This is a genomic window from Lentzea sp. NBRC 102530 (genome assembly GCF_030269365.1).
Taxonomy (GTDB): domain Bacteria; phylum Actinomycetota; class Actinomycetes; order Mycobacteriales; family Pseudonocardiaceae; genus Lentzea.
In genome coordinates this window covers 130,666-149,250 of record NZ_BSTF01000010.1, presented here as the reverse complement: position 1 = coordinate 149,250, position 18,585 = coordinate 130,666, and the positions used below count along the sequence as shown (strand labels likewise).

Genomic DNA, 18,585 nt, shown 5'->3' with positions numbered 1-18,585 from the left:
CAACGTCGTACACACGGAGGTCGACAGATGAGCAGCCCGTACGGACCGTCCGGAGGGAACGATCCGCAGCAGCCCTGGGGCCAGCAGCCGCAACCGCCGCAGCAGCCCTATGGAGGCGGTTTCCCTCCCGGCACCCCGTCCGGCGGGTTCCCGGCCCAGCAGCCGGGCCAGAACCCCTACGGACCGCCGCAGCCCCAGCCTGGCCAGCAGCAGCCGTACCCGGGCTTCGACCCGTCGCAGCAGCAGACCCAGCAGTACGGCCAGCCGCAGTCGAACCCGTACGGCACGCCCGCGCAGGACCCGTACGGCCAGCAGACGCAGCAGTACGGCATGCCGGGTCAGCAGCAGCCCAACCCGTACGGCCAGCAGCCGGGCTACGGCCCGCCGATGCCGCCGAAGAAGAAGTCCAGCGCGGGCATCTGGGTGGCCGCGGTGGTCGTCGTCCTGCTCGTGGGCGCGGTGCTGTTCACCGGGTTCGTGACGCCGGCGTTCTTCAAGAAGAAGATCTTCGACAACACGGCCGTGCAGACCGGCATCGTCCAGATCCTGAAGGACGAGTACAAGATCTCCGACGTCGGCGCGGCCAGCTGCTCCGGTGAGAACGAGGTCAAGCCCAACACCTCGTTCGAGTGCAAGGTGCAGGTCGGCGGCAAGGACAAGAAGGTCAAGATCGTCGTCAAGACCGAGGACGGCGAGTACGAGGTCGGCCAGCCGACCGGCTGATCTTCGTCCGCACTTCGCGCTAACCTCCCCCGAGGTCACCTTGGGGGAGGTTTCGTGTCTTCGCAGTACTTCGTCGTTCGCGCCGAGGAATCGCAGCGCTGCCCGGTCGCGGTGGTGCGGGTGTCGCCGGACGGCACCGAGGAGGCGTTCACCCGCTCACTGGCGTGGGGTCCGTCCGACCTGCTGGCGCGGTACGGCGGTGAGCCGACCGTCTTCGAGATCACGGCCGACGATGTCGAGCAATTGGTCGTGGACATCATTGAGGGCGTGCGGGCCGAACGGTACGAGGTGCCGTACGGCGAAGGAACGAACATCTACGCGTGGTTCGCGCGACCGTCCGACGTCTTCGACCTGGACAAGGCCTGCGCGATGGTCCGCGATCACGGCAACGGCACGAGGGAGAGGTTCCTCCCTCCCGGGACCTGGACGCACGACCGGTGGTCCGTCAGCGTCCCCGAGAGCTACTACCACATGGTGCGGCAGTGGAGGAATCCGCGATCCGCGGTGCGAGTGGCGATCAGCGCCGAGGAGGCGGACCGGCTGGCGTCGCGCGGCATCGCCTGGACTCCGACTCCGTTCGTCGTGCCGGCCGGCGAAACGCACCGGCGGCGCAGCGCGCGGGAGCACGCCGACGGCCGGGTGGAGGTCCTGACCGAGGACCTGCGCTGGGAGCCGTTCGAGTGGAACGGTGAACGCGAGGCCGTCGGCCGGGCCAGGGAGGCGATGATCATCCACCTGGAGGTCCTGGAGCGGACACGACCGGTCCCGCCGCGCGGCGAGGACGGCTACGACTACTCCGTGCTGTTCGAGGACTTCGAACAGGTGGGTGACCTGATGCTCGCCAGGAACCTGGTGCGGCTCCCGGACGGGGATCCGAAACGCGCGCAGGAGTGGAAGCCGTTCGAAGGCTGGCGCGACAACTCCTGGGTGCGCGCCAGGAACGACGAGCGCGCGTGGTTCGACGCGGAGCTGCCGATCACGAAGGCCGAGGCCGACGAGTGCGTGCGGCTGCGCGACGAGTGGTCGCGACTGCGGTGGCGCGTGTACGGGCGGCTGGAAACTGAGGTGCGCCAGCCGTCGCCCTGAGCGACGATCGCGGGCGTGACGGACATCCGAGTTCTCGCCGACGACGCGCAGTACCGCGCCCACAACACGCTCTTCCGCCGGGCGATGCACTGGGGCCCGCCCACCGACGAGAAGTGGGAGATCGGCAGGCTCACCTACGAGCCGGGCCGGGTGATCGCCGCGTTCGACGGCGACACCATGGTCGGCACCACCCAGACGTTCGCGAACTCGATGGTGGTGCCCGGCGGCGCCGTGGTGCCGCACTCGGCCGTGTCACGGGTAGGCGTGCGTGCGGACTACACGCGCCGTGGCGTCCTGAGCGGACTGATGCGCGAGCAACTCTCCACAGTGCCTGATCCGGTGGCGACACTCCGCGCGTCGGAGGGACGCATCTACGGCCGTTTCGGCTACGGCCTCGCCGGGCGCGTGCGGTTCCTGCGGATCGACGCGCGCAAGGCCGTCATCCCGGGCTCCCCGGTCGGCAGCGTGCGGATGGTCGACCCCGACACGTCCGACGAGCTCGTGCCCCAGCTGCACCAGGCGTTCGGTCTCGACCGGCCTGGGCAGATCTCGCGCTGGCCCGGCTGGTGGGCGATCCACCAGGACCGCAAGGGAGAGGCCGAGAACCTCGTCACCGTCGTCCACAGTGGACCGGACGGCGACGACGGCTACGTCAGCTACAAGGTGAGCGAGGACGACGACTTCAAGCACCACATGCAGGTCGAGGACTTCGCGTGGGCCAACACCGACGCGTGGCGCGACCTCTGGATCTACCTGACCCGTCTCGACCTGGTCGACACGATCACCGTCGACGCCGCGCTCGACGACCCGGTCAACTGGCTCTTCGAGGACCCGCGCGTGGTGTTCACGAAGGACGTCTTCGACCAGATCTGGCTGCGCCTGGTGGACGTGCCGCGCATGCTCGCCGCCCGCACGTACGGCGCCGCGGCGCCCGTGGTGATCGAAGTGCACGACAAGCTGTTGCCCGCCAACGAAGGCCGCTACCGGGTGTCGTCCGACGGCGTCGAACGCGTGGACGCGCCTGCCGACATCACGATCCCCGTGGACCTGCTGGGCGCGGTGTACCTGGGCGACACGAGGTTCTCGGACCTCGCCGCCGCCCGCCGGATCGAGGGGTCGCGGTTCGACGAGGCGGACGCGTTGTTCGCGAGCCCCGTCGCCCCGCTCTGCTCGACGTTCTTCTAGGCGAGGGCCCAGCGGGACGGGCGTCCGTCCTCGTCCCGCACGATCCACGTGCCGTCACCCGGGAGTTCGATGTCGTAGGCGTCCTCCGGGACGGCGAGCCGGCCGAGCACGGCGCCGGTGGTGAGGTCGAGGACGTGGAAGGCCCGTGTCTCGTCCTCGTCGGTGTGCTGTTCGACGATGACGACCGCGCGCGTGCCGTCCAGATACCCGCCGCCCCAGCCGAACACCAGGTCGACGTCCTCGTCGGTCTCGGGCGGGGGCAGGTCGTCGAGCTCGACGGTGCGCGTGCGGTCACCGGACGGGAAGACGTGGAACGCGGCGTCGTTCTGGTCGTGGTCCACCGTCATGAACGCGCTGCCGTCGGGGGAGAAGCCGGACGCGACGCGGTCGGTCCACGGGTAGGCGTGGACCTCGAGCGTCGTCCCGTCGAGGCGGCCGAGGAACAGGCAGGTGCCGTCCTGGCCCTCGCCGACGTCGAGCAGCACCCGTACACCGTCCGGGTGGGGCAGGTGGCCCGCGCCCTGACCGACCGTCGGCAGCGGCACCTCCGCGACGAGCTGCCCGTCGGACGCGCTGAGCACGAGCCAGCCGTCGCCCTCGCCGCGGCCGAGCATCTCGTCCGGGCGGAAGACCCAGACGTGCTCGCCGTTCGCCGACAACCACCCGCTGCCGCGGGCGATCGACGTCGTCGCCGACGGCGGGGCGAACGCGTGCCGCCACCGGACGGCACCACCGCTTTCCCGCAGCACGACCTCGGCCGGGGTGACCTCGACGGCCGGCCCAGCCTCGGGTTCGGGGGAGTCGACGGGCCGCGCGTTCAGAATCGCCACGTGCGGATGCTAACCAGGGGTCAGGGACGTCGTTCCATGGCGTTCACCAGACGCGGCACCGAACTGCCGAGACCCCAGCGCTGCGTGAGTTCGCGCAGCCGCTCGGGGTCGGCCGGCACCCGCGGCACCTCGTCGGACCGGTCGAGCACGACGGGCGCGTCCAGCGCGGTGCGGACGACCACGGGCGCGACGGCCAGGTAGTCCTCGGCGGCGATGAGGGCGTTGCGGGCCTTGGTGGTGAGCTTGCGGTCCATCGGGTCGGTGACGGCCTTCAGCACGGCGTCGAGCGAGCCGAACTCGGTGATGAGCTTCGCCGCCGTCTTCTCGCCGATGCCCGCCACTCCCGGCAGGCCGTCGGACGGGTCGCCGCGCAGCACGGACATGTCGGCGTAGGCGGAACCCGCGTTCTCGACGGGCAGCGAGTACTTGGCGGCTAGCTCCTCCGGGCCGAGGACCTCGGCCTTGTTCCAGCCCCGGCCGACGTAGACGACGTGCACGGGCGTGGGCTCGAAGCGCACGACCTGGAACATGTCGCGGTCACCGGTGACGACCTCGACGGGGGAGGTGGTCTCGCGGTGGGCGAGGGCGCCGATCACGTCGTCCGCCTCGTGGCCCGCCGCCTCGCCGGTGCAGATGCCGGCCGCGTCGAGCACGTCGAGGATGATCGGGATCTGCGGCGTCAGCGTGTCCGGCACCTCTTCGGAGCCGTCGGCGGCGTCCTCGGCCACGCGGTGCGCCTTGTAGGACGGCAGCGCCTTCACCCGGAACTCCGGGCGCCAGTCGGCGTCGAGGCAGGCGACCAGGCGGGCGGCACCGCGTTCGGTGATGACGCGGGCGATCGTGTCGACGAACCCGCGCACGGCGTTCACCGGCGTGCCGTCGGGAGCGGTCATCGAGTCCGGCAGCGCGTAGTACGACCGGAAGTAGAGGCTCGCGGAGTCGAGGAGCACGAGGGGATTGGCCACGAAGGGACAAGTTACTAGTGCGGTGGGCGGTGACGCTGGTAGGGCGGGAGGCGGCGCGCCGGGTGTGAGGGTGCGCGCTCGGTGTGAGGGGCGCGCTGGGTGTGACGGGTGCGCTGGGGTGTGGAGGGTGTGGAGGGTGCGCGCTCGGCGTGAGGGGTGCGCTGGAGTGCGAAGGGCGCGTTAGGTGCGAGGGGTGCGCTGAACGCGAGGAGTCCGCTTGGGCTGAGGGGTGCGCTTGGGCTGAGGGGTGCGCTGCGGTGTGAGGGGCGCGCTGGACGCGAGGGGCGCTAGGTCTGAGGGTGCGCTGGGTGCGAAGAGCGCGCTGGGTGTGGAGGGTGCGCAGAGGTGAGGGGTCGGTCGGGGTTGGCGGAAGGGCTCGGGGCTGGCTGGCGCTCGCAGACGGGGCGCTGGTGTCGCGGTCGCCCACGTGAACGCGCGCGGCGGGCGGAAGGGTCCACGCACTAGGATTTCGGGCATGGCAACGATCACCGGACCCATCGACGTGTCCGCGCTGCGTGCGCGGCTTGACCGTGCGACCGCGGCCGCCGAGCAGGCGGGCGTCGACGCCCTCCTCATCTCGCCCGGCTCGGACCTGCGGTACCTGATCGGTGCCGGTGGCGACTCCTTCGAACGCCTCACCTGCCTCGCGCTGCCGGTCGGGGGGACGCCGCGGCTCGTCGTGCCGAAGCTGGAGCAGCCGGGGTACGCCGCCATCCCGACGGACGAGCTCGGGGTCGAGGTCGTCACGTGGGTGGACGGCGAGGACCCGTACGCGCTGGTCAAGGCCGCGCTCAAGGGCAAGAACACGGCTGTGGCGGACATGATGCCGGCGCTGCACACGATCAAGCTGAACAACGCGATCGGGGGCACGCAGGCGCTGGCCGGGCCGATCATCCGCGAGCTGCGGATGCGCAAGGACTCGGCTGAGATCGACGCCCTGCGCAAGGCCGGGCAGGCGATCGACCGGGTGCACGCGCGCATGGGTGAGTTCCTGCGGGTGGGACGCACGGAGCGGGACGTCGCCAAGGACATCGCGGCGGCGATCGTCGAGGAAGGCCACACCGTGGCGGACTTCGTGATCGTCGGGTCCGGGCCCAACGGGGCCTCGCCGCACCACCGCGACTCCGACCGCGTCGTGCAGGCGGGCGAGGTCGTGGTCATCGACATCGGCGGCCCCGTCGCCGAGGGGTACAACTCCGACTCGACCCGCACGTACGTGATGGGCGAGCCGGCCCACGACGACGTCTGGGAGACCTACGCCGTCCTCGAAGCAGCGCAGAAGGCCGCCGTGGAGGCCGTCAAGCCCGGTGTGACGTGCGAGGAGATCGACGCCGTCGCGCGCAGGGTCATCACCGACGCGGGCTTCGGCGAGTACTTCGTGCACCGCACCGGCCACGGCATCGGCCTGGACGTGCACGAGGAGCCCTACATCGTCAGCGGCAACTCCCTGCCGCTCGAAGCGGGCATGGCCTTCAGCGTGGAGCCCGGCATCTACCTGCCCGGCCGCTGGGGCGCGCGCATCGAGGACATCGTGGTCGCCACGCAGGACGGCGTCGAGTCCTTCAACAACCGACCTCACGAACTGGTGGTGCTTTGACCCTCGAACAGATCGACAGAGCGATACTGAAGGAACTCGCCTCGGACGGCCGGTGCAGCTTCACCGACCTCGCCGAGCGCGTGGGCCTGTCCGTGTCGGCCGTGCACCAGCGCGTGAAGCGCCTCGAACAGCGCGGCATCGTCAAGGGCTACGCGGCCCGTCTGGACGGCGCGGAGATCGGCCTGCCGATGTCCGCGTTCATCTCGCTCTTCCCGATCAACCCCTCCGAGCCCGACGACTACCCGAAGCGCCTCGAGCACCTGCCGGAGATCGAGGCCTGCTACTCGGTGGCGGGCGACGCCTCGTACGTGCTGCGCGTGCGGGTGTCCTCGCCGGTGGCCCTGGAGGAACTGCTGCAGAAGATCCGCGAGTCGGCCAACGTGTCGACGCGGACGACGGTGGTCCTGTCGACGCCTTACGAGGACAGGCCCCCGGCGGTCTGAACCCGTCCGTCGGCCAGGACGAGCACCCGGTCGGCGATGGCGTGCACGGCGTCGTGGTGCGTGGCGATCAGCACCGCGGCGCCCTCGTCGGCCACGCGCCGCAGCAACCCGACGGCGGCCACGGCACTGACGGCGTCGAGGTGCGCGGTGGGTTCGTCCGCGAGCAACGCCGAGGGCCGCGCCACCACGGCACGGGCCAGCGCGGCCCGTTGCTGCTGACCGAACGACACCTGTCCCGGATACCGGGCGCCCAGCCCGGAGATCCCCAGCTCCGCCAGGAGTTCCGCCACCCCGGCGACCTCACGTCCGGCCAGTCGCAACGGCAGCGCGACGTTCTCCTCCAGCGTCAGCTCGGACGCGAGCCCCAGCGACTGCGGCAGCACGGCGCACGCCGACCACGACGCGAGCCCCGGCAGCACCGACCCGCTGTCCGGGAAGTCGAAGCCGCACAACAACGACAGCAACGCCGTCTTGCCCGATCCGGACGGCCCGCTCAGCGTCACCAGCTCACCGGCCGCCACGGCCAGGTCCACCCCGCGCAGCACGGACACCCCGCCGAACGCGCGGTGCACCCCGTCCGCGCGGATCATGACGCGGCCAGCGGGATGCACAGGTCCGCCAGCGACACCAGGCGTGGGTCGTGCGACGCCACCACGGCGGGCACCGGCAACGACTCCAGGACCTCCAGCACCAGGTCGGCCGACCGCACGTCGAGCTGCGACGTCGGTTCGTCCGCCACCACCACGGAAGCACCGCGGGCCAGTGCGCACCCGAACGCCAGACGTTGTTGCTGCCCACCGGAGAGCGCGCCGATCCGCCACGTCGCGGACCCGCCCAGCCCCAGCCGGTCGAGCAACGAGTGGTCGTCCGCCCCGGCCGCGCGGAGGTTCTCCCCGACGGTCAGGTGCGCGATCAGGTTGTCCGCGGGGTTCTGGAACACCACGGCGATCTCCTTGCGCCGCAACGCCCTCAGCTCCGCCCACGACAACGCCGACGTCGGCACGTCCCGCACGAACACCTCGCCGGCGGACGGGCGTTCCACCAGCGACAGCACCCGCAGCAGCGTCGACTTCCCGGACCCCGACGGTCCGGAGAGGACGGTCAGCCCGGGTGCGATCGACAGCGACACGTCCGACACGGCCCGCACCGGACCGTAGGACACCCCGACGCCACAAGCGCGGATCACCTGAGCAACTCTCCCATCCGTGCGGTGCGCACACCGCGCAACGCGAGCCAGGCCGCGACCACGACCACCAGCGCGCCACCCGTCAGCATGGATCCCAGCAACGGCACCAGGTCCGGCAGCATCGGCGCCGGGTTCATCCACGGCGCGGGATCGAGGCGCGGAACAGCGGCCCCGGCGCTCGCGAACGACGCGACCACGCCGATCCCCATCGCCAGCAACGCCAACGCGCCCACCTCGAGCAGATGACTCGACCACAGCACGGACGGGCGCATGCCCATGCGGGTCGACAACGCGCCGGACACCGCGTTCTGGCGCCGCCGCACCTCCACGGCCAGCAGCAGCGCCACGGCGGCGACGACGGCCAGCACGACCCCGATCGCCGCCACGAACCCGAACGTCCACTCGACGGTCAGGAACGGCAGTCCGTCCAGCACCCGCGCGCGGTCCGCGACGTTCGTGTAGTGGATGCCCGCGTCCTGCAACGCGGAAGTCAGGGCGGGCAAGGGGAGCGACGACCACAGGTGCCACGAGCCGACCTGCTCGACGGCGGGCACCGAGTCCTTCACGACCACGTACCCGCGCGTGCCGAGCTTGGGGAACGACGGCAGCTGCGCCACCGGCTTGAGCAACGGCAGCCCGGCGATCTGGATCTCCTGGTTCGCCGACCGCCCGATCCGCAACGCCGGCGCCACCTCACCCTCGCGCTTCAAGCCCGAGAGCAGCGATCGCACCGCCGGCGCGTCGTCCAGCACGGCCGCGTCCGTGAACGTGGCCGGGTCGACCACCAGCGCGCCCGTGCTCACGCCGACCAGAGTGGTACTGCCCTGCAACGAAGACGGCAGCGCCACCCGGCCCAGCGCGACGTCCTGCGACACCTGCACCGTGCTGTTCGCGCCGACGAACACCCCCGACTTCGAGTCCAGCGCCGACTGCTGGGCACCGGCGACCGCACTGCCGACGGCGATCGTGCCGACCGCCAGCACCCCGACCAGCAGCACACCGGTCACCGGCCCGACGGCGGCCGCGAGGCGGCGCAACGCGAGTTGCGCGGCCGGTACCCGCCACCACTGCACGCGGTGCGACCACCCGAGCGACCAGCGCAGCAGCCGCGTCGCGAGCAACGCCGCCGCCAGCACCACGAGCAACGGGAACGCGAGCGCCGCCACGTCGACGCGCGGCAACGTCCCCAGCTTCGGCGAGGTGCCCAACCCGTTGGCGGACAGGCGGAACCACGCGAGCACCGCGAGCCCGGCGACCACGAGCTCCCACGGCACCAGCCCGAGCCGCCGCGACCGCGCCTGTCGCTGGAACGTCCGATGCGCCCGCCAGGAAGCGACGAGCACCGTCACCGCGAGGCTCAGCACCACCACGGCCAGCACGAAACCCAGGGCCAGCCACAAGGTTCCCGGCGCCAGCACGACACCCGGCGCGTACAGCGGCAGCAACAGCCGTGCGGCCAGCAACCCCAGGGCGCCGCCGGCGACCAGTGGCAGTCCGAGTTCCAGCACTCCGCGCAGGCCCAGCGCCAGCGGGCTCGCCCCGCGCACCCACAGCAGCCGCAGCTCGGAATGCCTGCGCTGCGCCCACTGCACGGTCACGGTGCCGACCCCGGCGAGCCCGACCAGCACGCTGATGACCACCAACGGCAGCAGGGCCGACGACACGTTGCGTTCGGAGGTCCGCGCCGCCGTGATCGCCCCGGACAGCAGGTCCGTGCGCGTCAACGGCAGTCCCGATGCGGACAACCGCGCGTTCCCGCTGTCCCGCAACGCTTCCGCCTCGGCGATCGTCGCGGGCGCGTCGGCGGCGAAGCGCAGCGTCACCGTCGCGCCCTGCGCGAACTCCTCCGGCAGCTTCGCGAGGTCGTCCACCGAGGACACCCAGATCACCGACGTGCTGGCGCCGTCACCGCCCAGCGGGTTCGGCACCACGGTCTGCGCCTCGGAGCACCACCAGCCGTCCACCGGCTGCGCGAGGTCGGCGTAGATCGCGCTCACGACCAGCGGTGACCCGGTCAAGCGGTCGCCGATCTCCACCTTCGCGGCCGTGGCGATGGACTGCGGCACCCACAGCCCGCTGCCGCCGCCCTGCACGACCGCCAGGTGCGCCTGGGCGTCCGGCCGATAGCCGAACCTGCCGTAGGTCGCGAGACCGTTGAAGTCAGGCCTGCCGATGCGCGAGTAGGCGCCGCCGAGATCGCTGCGCGCCGCCATCGTCACGGCCGTGGACAGCGGCAGGCCGTCCCCGTCGAGCGCCGGGTGCACGGAATGCGGGCACATGCGGCTCTGCTGGTAGGCGAGCGCGGCACTGCCGGCGGCGGAGGAGTGCAGGGCGGCCGCGGCCACCACGAAGCCCAGCAGCAACGTCGTCGCGATGCTCACCAGCAACGTGAGCGGGCTCGACAGCGCTGCCCCGGGCGCGGCTCTCCACGGCAACTGCACCTGCGCACGCTAACCGGCGACTCAGGATTTGGGGAGGCTTTCGGTGGTAACAGAACGCATGACGCCGAACCTGGCTCCGAACGGGTCCACGAGCACCGCGATCCGGCCGACGTCGTCCAGGTCGCGGGGTGCGAGCAGGACCGGTGCCGAGGCCGCCGCCCGGTCCACGTCGGTCACCTCGAAGTACGGCAGCCAGAACGCCTGGGTGTCGGCGACGATCGCGCCGAACATCCGGCCGGGATCGGCGCCGGCGGGCTGCAGGAACTGGCCGGGCGCGCCGGGGACCAGTTCGATCTCCCAGCCGAAGAGCGCGCGGTAGAACGCCGCCGACGCGCTGGGCGCGGGGGAGTGCAGCTCCAGCCAGGTGAGCGAGCCGGGCGTGGACACCGCGCCCAGCCCGGCACCGCTCGGCGTGCCCGTCTCCGCCATCCAGACCCCGACGTCCGTGCCGTGCGGATCGGTCAGCCGGGGGGCCGCGCCCGGTCCGGACGCGGCGAAGCAGACGGTCCACGAGGCCGCCTGCGCGCTCACGTGCCCCGCCACCGCCAGGCCACCGCAGGTGAACACGCCACCGCCCGGCGAGTCGACCGGGTGGTACCCCCAGCCCAGCACCGCGCCGTAGAACTCCGCCGCGGCCGCCTCGTCGGACGAGCCCAGCTCGAGCCAGGCGGGTGCGCCGGGGACGAACTCAGTAGTGATCAACTATGCCCACCTCCAGCGGATACCTACCCAGTTCACCGACACGTCAGTCTCGAAGTGGTGCAAGGAGTGGGTGTGGTCGGCGCTCAGGTCGATCGTGCGGTGCGGTTCCCGCTCCTCCCAGTCCTGCAGGTACACGTGCGGGTCGACGGGCATGGCCGCCGGGTCGAAGTGCACCTCGATCAGGCTCTGCGCCAGGAAGCACCGCACGCCGTGCGCGTACTCGATGCTGTCGAGCTTCGTCGGGTCGTGCGCGGTGTACTCGAAGACCCAGGTCTCGCCCTCCCGCAACGACCGGTCGAACAGCAGCTCGTCGACGACGAGGCGCTCGGACTCGTCGCGGGTGGACCGGCCGCGACGGCAGTTGCGGACGGCTTCCTGGCGCAGCTGCGCGGTCTCCACCGAGTCGTCGCAGAAGTAGTGCGCGTGGAAGCGGTCGACGCCGTCGGTGCGGGCGCGGACGACGACCTTCGCCTCGACGCGGGACGCGTGCCGGTCGGCGTCGACGAACACCCTGTCGTGGCGGGAGAGGATCTCCAGGTCGTTGGCGTTGAAGCCGGGCATCATGCCGGGCACGACGGCGGGCCAGCCGCTCGGTCCGGTGTGCTCCAGCAACGTGAGCAGCGACCGCGGCGGCAGCTCGAGGAGTTCCTCCAGCACCGCCACGGCCGCCAGCGACTTCGGGGACACCGGCCGCACCCTGCCCTGCTGCCAGTCGCTGAGCGTCGACAGCGCGACGGCCACGTCCTGCTGCGCGAGGCGCAGCCGGAGCCGTTCCAGTGTGAGCCCGCGGCGGCGGATGGCCGCGCGCAGTGCCGAGTGGAACGGTCCGATCCGCAGCAGCGCTTCCAGACTGGGCGTCGTTGTCACGGACTTGACTCTAGTGACTGACGGGTGACTAGAGCGCGAATCCCTCCGGGAACGGATCCGTCTCGTCCAGGAAGTACTGGCCCATGCCCGTTATCCAGGCACGACCGGCCACTGTGGGCACCACGGCCGTGCGGTCGCCCAGCGAGACCTCTTCCAACAGCCGGCCGATGAACCTGGTGCCGATGAACGATTCGTTGACGTAGTCCTCGCCGATCTGGAGCAGGCCGCGGGCGTGCTGCTGGGCCATTCGGGCGCAGGTGCCTGTGCCGCAAGGGGAGCGGTCGAACCAGCCGGGGTGGATCGCCATCGCGTTGCGCGAGTCGGCGCCGTCCTCGCCGGGCGCGGTGAACTGCACGTGCTTGCAGCCGCTGATCGCCGGATCGGCCGGGTGCACCGGGCGGTTGGTCGCGTTGATCTGTTCCATGATGGACAGACCCGCCGCGAGGATCGTGTCCTTCTCGGCCCTGTCGAACGGGATGCCGAGCTGCTCCAGCGGCAGGATGGCGTAGAAGTTGCCGCCGTACGCCATGTCGTAGGTGATCTCGCCGAGTCCGGGGACGGTGACCTTCGCGTCCAGTTCGTGCGCGTACGCCGGCACGTTGCGGATCGTCACGAGCCTGGTGCGCGTGTCGTAGTCGGCGAGCACCAGCCCGGCCGGGGTGTCGAGGCGCACGGTCGTGACGGGCTCGGTCACCTCGACCATGCCGGTCTCGACCAGCACGGTGGCGACGCCGATCGTGCCGTGCCCGCACATCGGCAGCAGGCCGGAGACCTCGATGAACAGCACGCCCCAGTCGGCGTCCTGGCGGGTCGGCGGTTGCAGGATCGCGCCGCTCATCGCGGCGTGCCCGCGCGGTTCGTTCACCAGGAGCCTGCGGATGTGGTCGTGGTTCTTGATGAAGTTCAGCCGCTTCTCGGCCATCGTCTCGCCGGGGATCACGCCGACGCCGCCGGTGATGACGCGCGTCGGCATGCCCTCGGTGTGCGAGTCGACGGCGCTGAAGTACTTCTTGAACCTCATGACGTCGCCAGCTTCATGTCCGCGTCGACCTGGGCGAGCTGCTCGGCGCTCAGCGGGCCGCGCGGGGGACGGCACGGGCCGCCGTACCGGCCGACGTAGTCCATCGACCGCTTGATGGCCTGCACGAACTCGGTGCGCGAGTCCCAGCGGAACGCCGGCACGAGCTTCTCGTACAGTGCGCGGGCTTCGTCGAGCCTGCCCTCCTGGGCGAGGGTGAAGAGCTGGACGCTCTCGGCCGGGAACACGTTGGGGTAGCCCGCGAACCAGCCCGTGGCGCCCATCAGCAGGCTCTCCAGCACGACGTCGTCCGCACCCGCCACGACGGTGAGGTGCGGGGCGGCGGCCCTGATCTCCAGCACCCTGCGCACGTCGCCGGAGAACTCCTTGACCGCCACCACGTTCTCGATCTGGCCGAGCTCGGCGAGCAGGTCCGGCGTCAGGTCGACCTTGGTGTCGATCGGGTTGTTGTAGACCATGATCGGCAGTCCGGCCTTCGCGACCTCGCGGAAGTGGTGCACGACCTCGCCGCGGTTGGCGCGGTACATCGTCGGCGGCAGGCACAGCACGCCGTCCGCGCCGTCCTCGGCCGCGAGTTCGGCCCAGTGCCGCGCCTGGTGCGCGCCCACGCCGTGCACGCCGATGACCGCGATGCCCTTGTCCTTGACCGCCGCGATCGCCGTCCGCGCGACCTCGCGGCGTTCGGCGTCGGTGAGCGAGCTGTACTCGCCGAGCGATCCGTTCGGGCCGACGCCGCGGCAGCCGTTCTCGACGACCCAGCGGCAGTGCTCGGCGAACTTGTCGAGGTCGGGGCGCAGTCCGGCCGGCGCCTCGGGGTCCTCGGCGTACGGGAGTGCGGTGGCGACGATGACGCCGTCCAGGCGTTCCGTCCCAGAACGAGTGGTCACTGTTGTTCCTCCGGGAGTTCTGCGAGTTCGCCGAGGGGGATGGGGATCGCGATGACGCGGCGTTGCCCGTCGAACGGGACGCCGGTGAGGTCGGCGGCGTTGCGGGCGCAGATGCGGCCCTGGCACCTGCCCATCGCGACGCGGCTGGTGAGCTTGAGCTCGCGCATGGTGGTGGCCCGGCCGAGGTCTTTTCGCCGGACCTCCTCGCAGCGGCAGACGGTGGTGTCGTCGTTCAGCCACGTCTGCCAGCCGGGTTGGACGGCGTGCGCCCTGTCGAGGGCCGCGGCGAAGAGGCGGCCGTTCCTGATCGCCTTGAGGGCTCGTGGTGGTGGCTGCCGGCCGGCTGCCGCTGCGCCGGCGACGACGCCCTCGGCCTCGGACAGGTCGGCGCCGCCGATGCCGGTGACCTCGCCGGCCGCGTAGACGTTCGGGACGGACGTCCGCTGGCGTTCGTCGACGTCCAGGAAGTCGTTCGTCCGTGCGGCCTCGGGGACGAGGTCGGTGCGCGGGAGGAAGCCGTAGCCGACGCAGACGAGGTCGGCGTGCTCGGTGCGGTGGCTGGTCGGGCGCCACTGGCCGTCGAGCTTCGCGACGGTGACCCTGCTGCCGTGCTTGGCGATCACGGCCGTGCGCGTCTCCAGGTGGGGCAGAACCCTTCGGTAGCTCGCGAGTTCAGCGATCTTGTGCCGGTTGGCGGCGATCGCCCTGGCCTCGCGCAGCCACTTCGTGGGGGAGGAGGCCTCGTAGACGCCGACGATCGTGGCGCCGAGGTCCTGCAGGGCGGTGGCGACCGGCAGCAGGAACGGCCCCGAGCCGCTGACGATGACGCGTTCGGCCAGGGTGACGCCCTGCTTGGCGAGCGCCTGGGCGGCGCCCGCGGTGATGACGCCGGGGCCGTCCCAGCCGGGGAACGGCAGCGGGCGGTCGTAGGCACCGGTCGCGATGACCAGCGAGTCGAAGGTCAGTGGCGGGTGGCCGCGCAGGTGCAGCGTCTGGTTCTCCACCATCCACGCCTCGGTGTTCTTGAGGTGCGTGACCCCGTCGTGGCTGAACCTGGCCCTGCCGCGCAGGTACTGGCCGCCCGCCTCGGGTTCGGAGTCGACCAGGGTGACGTCCGCGCCGGCGTCGGCGGCTGTTCTCGCGGCGGCCATTCCGGCCGGGCCTGCGCCTACTACTACGACCCTCATGGCTGCCTGTCCTGGGTGGTGATCACGTCGCCGTCGCGCAGTTGATGCCGGCACGCGCGGACCTCGGGCACGCCGTTGATCTCCGCGACGCAGCCGAAGCACACGCCGATGCCGCAGAAGAACCTTCCGGGCAGCAACTCCGCGACGTGCGCGACCTCCTTGTGCAGGCCGTTGAACGTCACCTTCACACCATCACCTCCGGCCGGTCGACGCGGAACGGTTCGGGGTCCGTGATCGGGGTGGCGCCGGTGAGCAGGTCGGCGAGCAGGTGACCGGTCGCCGGGGCGAGGCCGACGCCCGCGCCCTCGTGTCCCGTGGCGTGCCACAGGCCCGGGGTTCTCGGGTCTTCGCCGATGATCGGCAGGTGGTCCGGGGCGTAGGGGCGGAAGCCGCCGTACGCGCGCATCACCGGAACTGTGCTGAGCATCGGGAACATCGCGATGGCTCGTTGCGCCAACGCTTTCAGCACCCTGCTCTCGATCGTGTCGTCGAAGCCCTTGCGCTGGCGGCTCGACCCGATCAGCACCGTGCCGGCCTGAGTGGACTCGACCACGCCGGACGTCTGGAGGTCGGCGTCGCCGCTCGCCACCGCGCCCACGTAGTCGGCGTCGTAGACCTTGTGCCGGATCCGGCCCGGGATCGGCGTCGTGACGAGCACCACGCCTCTTCTGGGGAGGACGTTGACGCCGAAGTTCCGTGCCCACGGGCCCGTTGCGTTGACCACGGCGCCGCAGCTGATGGTCTCGCGCGTCGTGGTCACGCTGCGGCCGTCCGTTGTGGACACTTCGGCCTGGCGGAACGGTATGCCGCGCAGGAGGGTTCGCGTGGCCTTGACCGGGTTGAGCTGCGCGTCCTGCAGGTAGTGGACGGCGGCGGTGATCTCGGGGTTCAGGTGGGGTTCGTGGTGCAGGGCGTCTTCTGCGCTGATCTCGCACGCGTCGATGCCCGCGGCGCGCTGGAAGGCGGCGAACTTCTGGAGCGGGGCGACGGCGTTCTCGGTGGTCGCCACGACCAGTCCGCCCTTTTCCTCCCATTCGGCGTCTTCGGCGAGAGCGGGCCAGAGCCGGCGACTCGCCCGGGCGAGTTCCAGTTCCGGGCCGGGTTCCTTGTCGCTGACGAGGACGTTCCCCTCGCCGGCCGCGCTGGTGCCGGAGGCCGGTCCGTGGCGGTCGACGACGAGAACGGTCAGGCCGCGCCGGTGCAACGCCTGGGCGCACGCGGCCCCGATGATGCCCGCGCCCATGACCACGACGTCCGGGTGCATCGCCACCTCCGTTCAATAGAATGAACGTTAGTGCTTCGGATACTCCAGCACCAGTACCGAACTGACTTCGCCGTCGACCGTCTCGTACAGGTGCGGGGTCGAGCCGGGGAAGCAGACGTAGTCGCCGGGGCCCAGTTCGTAGGGCTTCTCGACCGGTCCCACCTTGAGCTTCCCGCTCGTGACCAGCACGTGTTCCTTGCCGGGGTGGCCCTCGGTGGTCTGGGTCTGGCCTGGTCTCACCCGCTGGTCGTAGATCTCCAGGACGGTGTCGCCGATGTCCATCCGGCGCATCAGGCGCAGGTCCACGGCGTTGCTGCTGAGCGTTTCGACGTCTCTCGCCCTGACGAGGACCACGTCCGGGGGTGTTCGTTCGGTGACCAGTTCCGAGACGGGGACGTCCAGAGCGTTCGACAAACTGAACACTGTCTCGATGGTCGGGTTGCCCGTGCCGCTCTCCAGCTGGGAGAGGGTGCCCTTGGCGATGGAGGACCGCCTGGCCAGTTCGGACAGGGACAGTCCCCGTTGCTCGCGCAACGCCCTGAGGTTGGCGCCTAGCACCTGACCCGCACTCATGGTTGCTGATCGTTGCATAGGCTTGCGGGCATGACTGCGTACACGGAGGCGGAGGGGCAGATCCTCCGCACGGCCGTTTTCGGTGCCATGGTGCTGGTGTCCACTGCGGACCCCGGGGCGGTGGACGTGGAGAGCCACGCCGGGGTCCGGGCGATCACGCTGCTCTCGGACGACCTGCGGGCGATCGTGTCGGCCGCGCCGCCTTCGTTGCCCGCCGGGTCGGCCGCGGACGTCGAGGCCGGGGTGCTGGCGGCTTTGCGGGAGTCGGTGGTGATCATTTCTGGGCGTGAGGCCCGGGATGTGGAGATCTTCCGGGCTGCTGTCGCGGAGATGTGCCGGTCCGTGGCTGGGGCCGACGGGGATGTGGCTCCGGCTGAGCGGGAGATGGTGTCGAAGGTGGTCGAGGCGCTGCGTTGAGCGTTGGTGCGTGTCACCTTTGTGCGGTGGTTGCGTTGGGGTGCAAGGACTATGACGAGCACGGCCCATGCATCGCCGCCGGCGCGCCGATGGGGATTGGCTGAGTTGGGCGGGCACGTCACCGATACCGGCTGGACGGTGCAGCCGAGACGGACGTCTCGCCTGCGGCATCGCGTTGGTTCTTGGCGGGCTCGGCTGCGTCGTCGCGATGCTTGCGCTCGGTCGGCCCAGCCTGCGGCTTCGTTCCAGTAGGGTGCCGTCCATGGGGGTGGAAGACCAAGGGTGGCAAGGGTTTCATACTACGGCTGGAAGGACCTCGCGGCCGTGCGGGCACGGCTGGAGGCGGGCGCGGACCCGGACGGCGGGCTGCGCTGGGGGACGCCGTTGCACACGGCCGTCGAGTTCGGCACCGCTGAGGTGGTCGCCGAACTCGCCGGCCGGGTCGCGGACGTGGACCAGGTGGTGCGGGGGCACACGGCGTTGTGGGCGGCGGTGCACACGGGGCAGCGCGAGAGTGCGCGGGTGTTGCTCGCGGCGGGCGCGGATCCGTTGCGGCCCATGATGTCCGGGTGGTCGCCGGCGCGGCTCAGCCTCACCACACCACACGTGATCCCGTCGGACGAGGTGCTGACGCAGTCCGAGTGGGAGACCGCGGCGGAGTGCGGCAGGCTGGTCGTGGCGTTGCAGGACTTCCCGTTCGGGGACGGCTACAGCCTCGCGTGCGTGGCGGGGATCGGTGCCGCCGACGCGGTCCGGCTGCTGGACGCCGAGGTGGTGCCGGCGGACGAGGCCCAGGAGTTGCTGGAAGAGCGGTCGGAGTTCGTCGCGGCCGTCACCGACGTGCCCGGTGGGTGCGTCCTGATGCAGCCGGAGTACTTCCTCGCCTCGACTCCCGTGGTGATGAGGGCGTTGACGGCGGGCACGGTCGGGTACGGCATGTACGCGAACCCCAAGAGCGGCAACCAGGGCAACAGCCACCGCGACGGCGCGGTCGTCGGCTGGGACCTGCATCCCGGCGGTGGGCCCGACGAGGACGGTGACACCGCGGAGGTGCTGATGAAGCACCTCTACACCGGGCGTGCCGTGGCGTTCTGCTGCGCGTACGCGGGGCTGCGGCCGGCGAACGCGAAGGCGTTCACCGAGCCGGACCAGTGGATCGTCCTTCCCGACCGGGACTACTGGAGCGCATGATG

At 71.1% G+C, this 18,585-nt stretch carries 20 protein-coding genes; 7 read left to right on the top strand and 13 right to left on the bottom strand.

The window, feature by feature from the left end:
- The first annotated feature begins 27 nt into the window (after window positions 1-27).
- Genes QSK25_RS26210 through QSK25_RS26200 form a run of 3 tightly spaced genes read left to right on the top strand, consistent with a single transcriptional unit; the run spans window position 28 to window position 2,994 of the window.
- On the top strand, window positions 28-723 hold the full coding sequence (locus tag QSK25_RS26210) for a DUF4333 domain-containing protein (RefSeq protein WP_285642078.1): 696 nt from the start codon (window positions 28-30) through the stop codon (window positions 721-723).
- A gap of 54 nt (window positions 724-777) precedes the next feature.
- Window positions 778-1,809 (top strand): hypothetical protein, encoded by a 1,032-nt coding sequence (locus tag QSK25_RS26205; protein WP_285642076.1) that lies wholly within the window; start codon window positions 778-780, stop codon window positions 1,807-1,809.
- 15 nt (window positions 1,810-1,824) lie between these two features.
- Entirely contained in the window at window positions 1,825-2,994 is a 1,170-nt protein-coding gene (locus QSK25_RS26200; protein WP_285642074.1) for a GNAT family N-acetyltransferase, read from the top strand.
- On the opposite strand, the gene QSK25_RS26195 is transcribed toward QSK25_RS26200, so the two are convergent.
- The gene (locus QSK25_RS26195) at window positions 2,991-3,824 is read right to left on the bottom strand and encodes a hypothetical protein (protein ID WP_285642072.1); all 834 of its coding nucleotides are present in this window, start codon (window positions 3,822-3,824) and stop codon (window positions 2,991-2,993) included. The genes QSK25_RS26200 and QSK25_RS26195 overlap by 4 nt on opposite strands.
- A 20-nt stretch (window positions 3,825-3,844) precedes the next feature.
- On the bottom strand, window positions 3,845-4,789 hold the full coding sequence (locus QSK25_RS26190) for a 5'-3' exonuclease (protein WP_285642070.1): 945 nt from the start codon (window positions 4,787-4,789) through the stop codon (window positions 3,845-3,847).
- Between the two features lie 475 nt (window positions 4,790-5,264).
- Between QSK25_RS26190 and QSK25_RS26185 the strand changes: the two genes are divergently transcribed.
- Entirely contained in the window at window positions 5,265-6,386 is a 1,122-nt protein-coding gene (locus QSK25_RS26185) for a M24 family metallopeptidase (protein WP_285642069.1), read from the top strand.
- Entirely contained in the window at window positions 6,383-6,829 is a 447-nt protein-coding gene (locus QSK25_RS26180; protein WP_089911942.1) for an Lrp/AsnC family transcriptional regulator, read from the top strand. Before QSK25_RS26185 ends, QSK25_RS26180 begins: the two co-directional genes overlap by 4 nt.
- Here QSK25_RS26180 and QSK25_RS26175 read toward each other — a convergent pair.
- Genes QSK25_RS26175 through QSK25_RS26125 form a run of 11 tightly spaced genes read right to left on the bottom strand, consistent with a single transcriptional unit; the run spans window position 6,802 to window position 16,975 of the window.
- On the bottom strand, window positions 6,802-7,419 hold the full coding sequence (locus QSK25_RS26175; protein ID WP_285642064.1) for an ABC transporter ATP-binding protein: 618 nt from the start codon (window positions 7,417-7,419) through the stop codon (window positions 6,802-6,804). The genes QSK25_RS26180 and QSK25_RS26175 overlap by 28 nt on opposite strands.
- Window positions 7,416-8,015, bottom strand: a complete 600-nt coding sequence (locus tag QSK25_RS26170) for an ABC transporter ATP-binding protein (RefSeq protein WP_285642062.1) — start codon at window positions 8,013-8,015, stop codon at window positions 7,416-7,418. Before QSK25_RS26170 ends, QSK25_RS26175 begins: the two co-directional genes overlap by 4 nt.
- Window positions 8,012-10,456 carry an ABC transporter permease gene (locus QSK25_RS26165; protein WP_285642059.1) on the bottom strand — a complete coding sequence of 815 codons (2,445 nt, stop codon included), beginning with the start codon at window positions 10,454-10,456 and terminating at the stop codon, window positions 8,012-8,014. The genes QSK25_RS26170 and QSK25_RS26165 overlap by 4 nt, the downstream gene beginning before the upstream one ends.
- 21 nt (window positions 10,457-10,477) lie before the next feature.
- Complete coding sequence (locus QSK25_RS26160; RefSeq protein WP_285642058.1) at window positions 10,478-11,158, bottom strand: VOC family protein; 681 nt, start codon at window positions 11,156-11,158, stop codon at window positions 10,478-10,480.
- Entirely contained in the window at window positions 11,159-12,025 is an 867-nt protein-coding gene (locus QSK25_RS26155; protein WP_285642057.1) for a hypothetical protein, read from the bottom strand. It lies immediately after the preceding gene.
- 28 nt (window positions 12,026-12,053) lie between these two features.
- On the bottom strand, window positions 12,054-13,046 hold the full coding sequence (locus QSK25_RS26150; RefSeq protein ID WP_285642055.1) for a proline racemase family protein: 993 nt from the start codon (window positions 13,044-13,046) through the stop codon (window positions 12,054-12,056).
- Window positions 13,043-13,951 (bottom strand): dihydrodipicolinate synthase family protein, encoded by a 909-nt coding sequence (locus QSK25_RS26145; protein WP_285642054.1) that lies wholly within the window; start codon window positions 13,949-13,951, stop codon window positions 13,043-13,045. The genes QSK25_RS26150 and QSK25_RS26145 overlap by 4 nt, the downstream gene beginning before the upstream one ends.
- Window positions 13,948-15,138: an NAD(P)/FAD-dependent oxidoreductase gene (locus QSK25_RS26140; protein WP_285642053.1), complete on the bottom strand. Its 1,191-nt coding sequence runs from the start codon at window positions 15,136-15,138 to the stop codon at window positions 13,948-13,950. The genes QSK25_RS26145 and QSK25_RS26140 overlap by 4 nt, the downstream gene beginning before the upstream one ends.
- Window positions 15,135-15,326: a 2Fe-2S iron-sulfur cluster-binding protein gene (locus tag QSK25_RS26135; protein ID WP_285642052.1), complete on the bottom strand. Its 192-nt coding sequence runs from the start codon at window positions 15,324-15,326 to the stop codon at window positions 15,135-15,137. Before QSK25_RS26135 ends, QSK25_RS26140 begins: the two co-directional genes overlap by 4 nt.
- On the bottom strand, window positions 15,323-16,402 hold the full coding sequence (locus QSK25_RS26130; RefSeq protein WP_285642051.1) for an NAD(P)/FAD-dependent oxidoreductase: 1,080 nt from the start codon (window positions 16,400-16,402) through the stop codon (window positions 15,323-15,325). Before QSK25_RS26130 ends, QSK25_RS26135 begins: the two co-directional genes overlap by 4 nt.
- 27 nt (window positions 16,403-16,429) lie before the next feature.
- Entirely contained in the window at window positions 16,430-16,975 is a 546-nt protein-coding gene (locus QSK25_RS26125) for a helix-turn-helix domain-containing protein (RefSeq protein ID WP_285642050.1), read from the bottom strand.
- A 30-nt stretch (window positions 16,976-17,005) separates the two neighbouring features.
- Between QSK25_RS26125 and QSK25_RS26120 the strand changes: the two genes are divergently transcribed.
- On the top strand, window positions 17,006-17,392 hold the full coding sequence (locus tag QSK25_RS26120) for a hypothetical protein (protein ID WP_285642048.1): 387 nt from the start codon (window positions 17,006-17,008) through the stop codon (window positions 17,390-17,392).
- Window positions 17,393-17,674: 282 nt separating this feature from the next.
- A complete protein-coding gene (locus tag QSK25_RS26115) occupies window positions 17,675-18,583 on the top strand; it encodes an ankyrin repeat domain-containing protein (protein ID WP_285642047.1) in 909 nt (302 codons plus the stop codon).
- The last annotated feature ends 2 nt before the right edge of the window (window positions 18,584-18,585 follow it).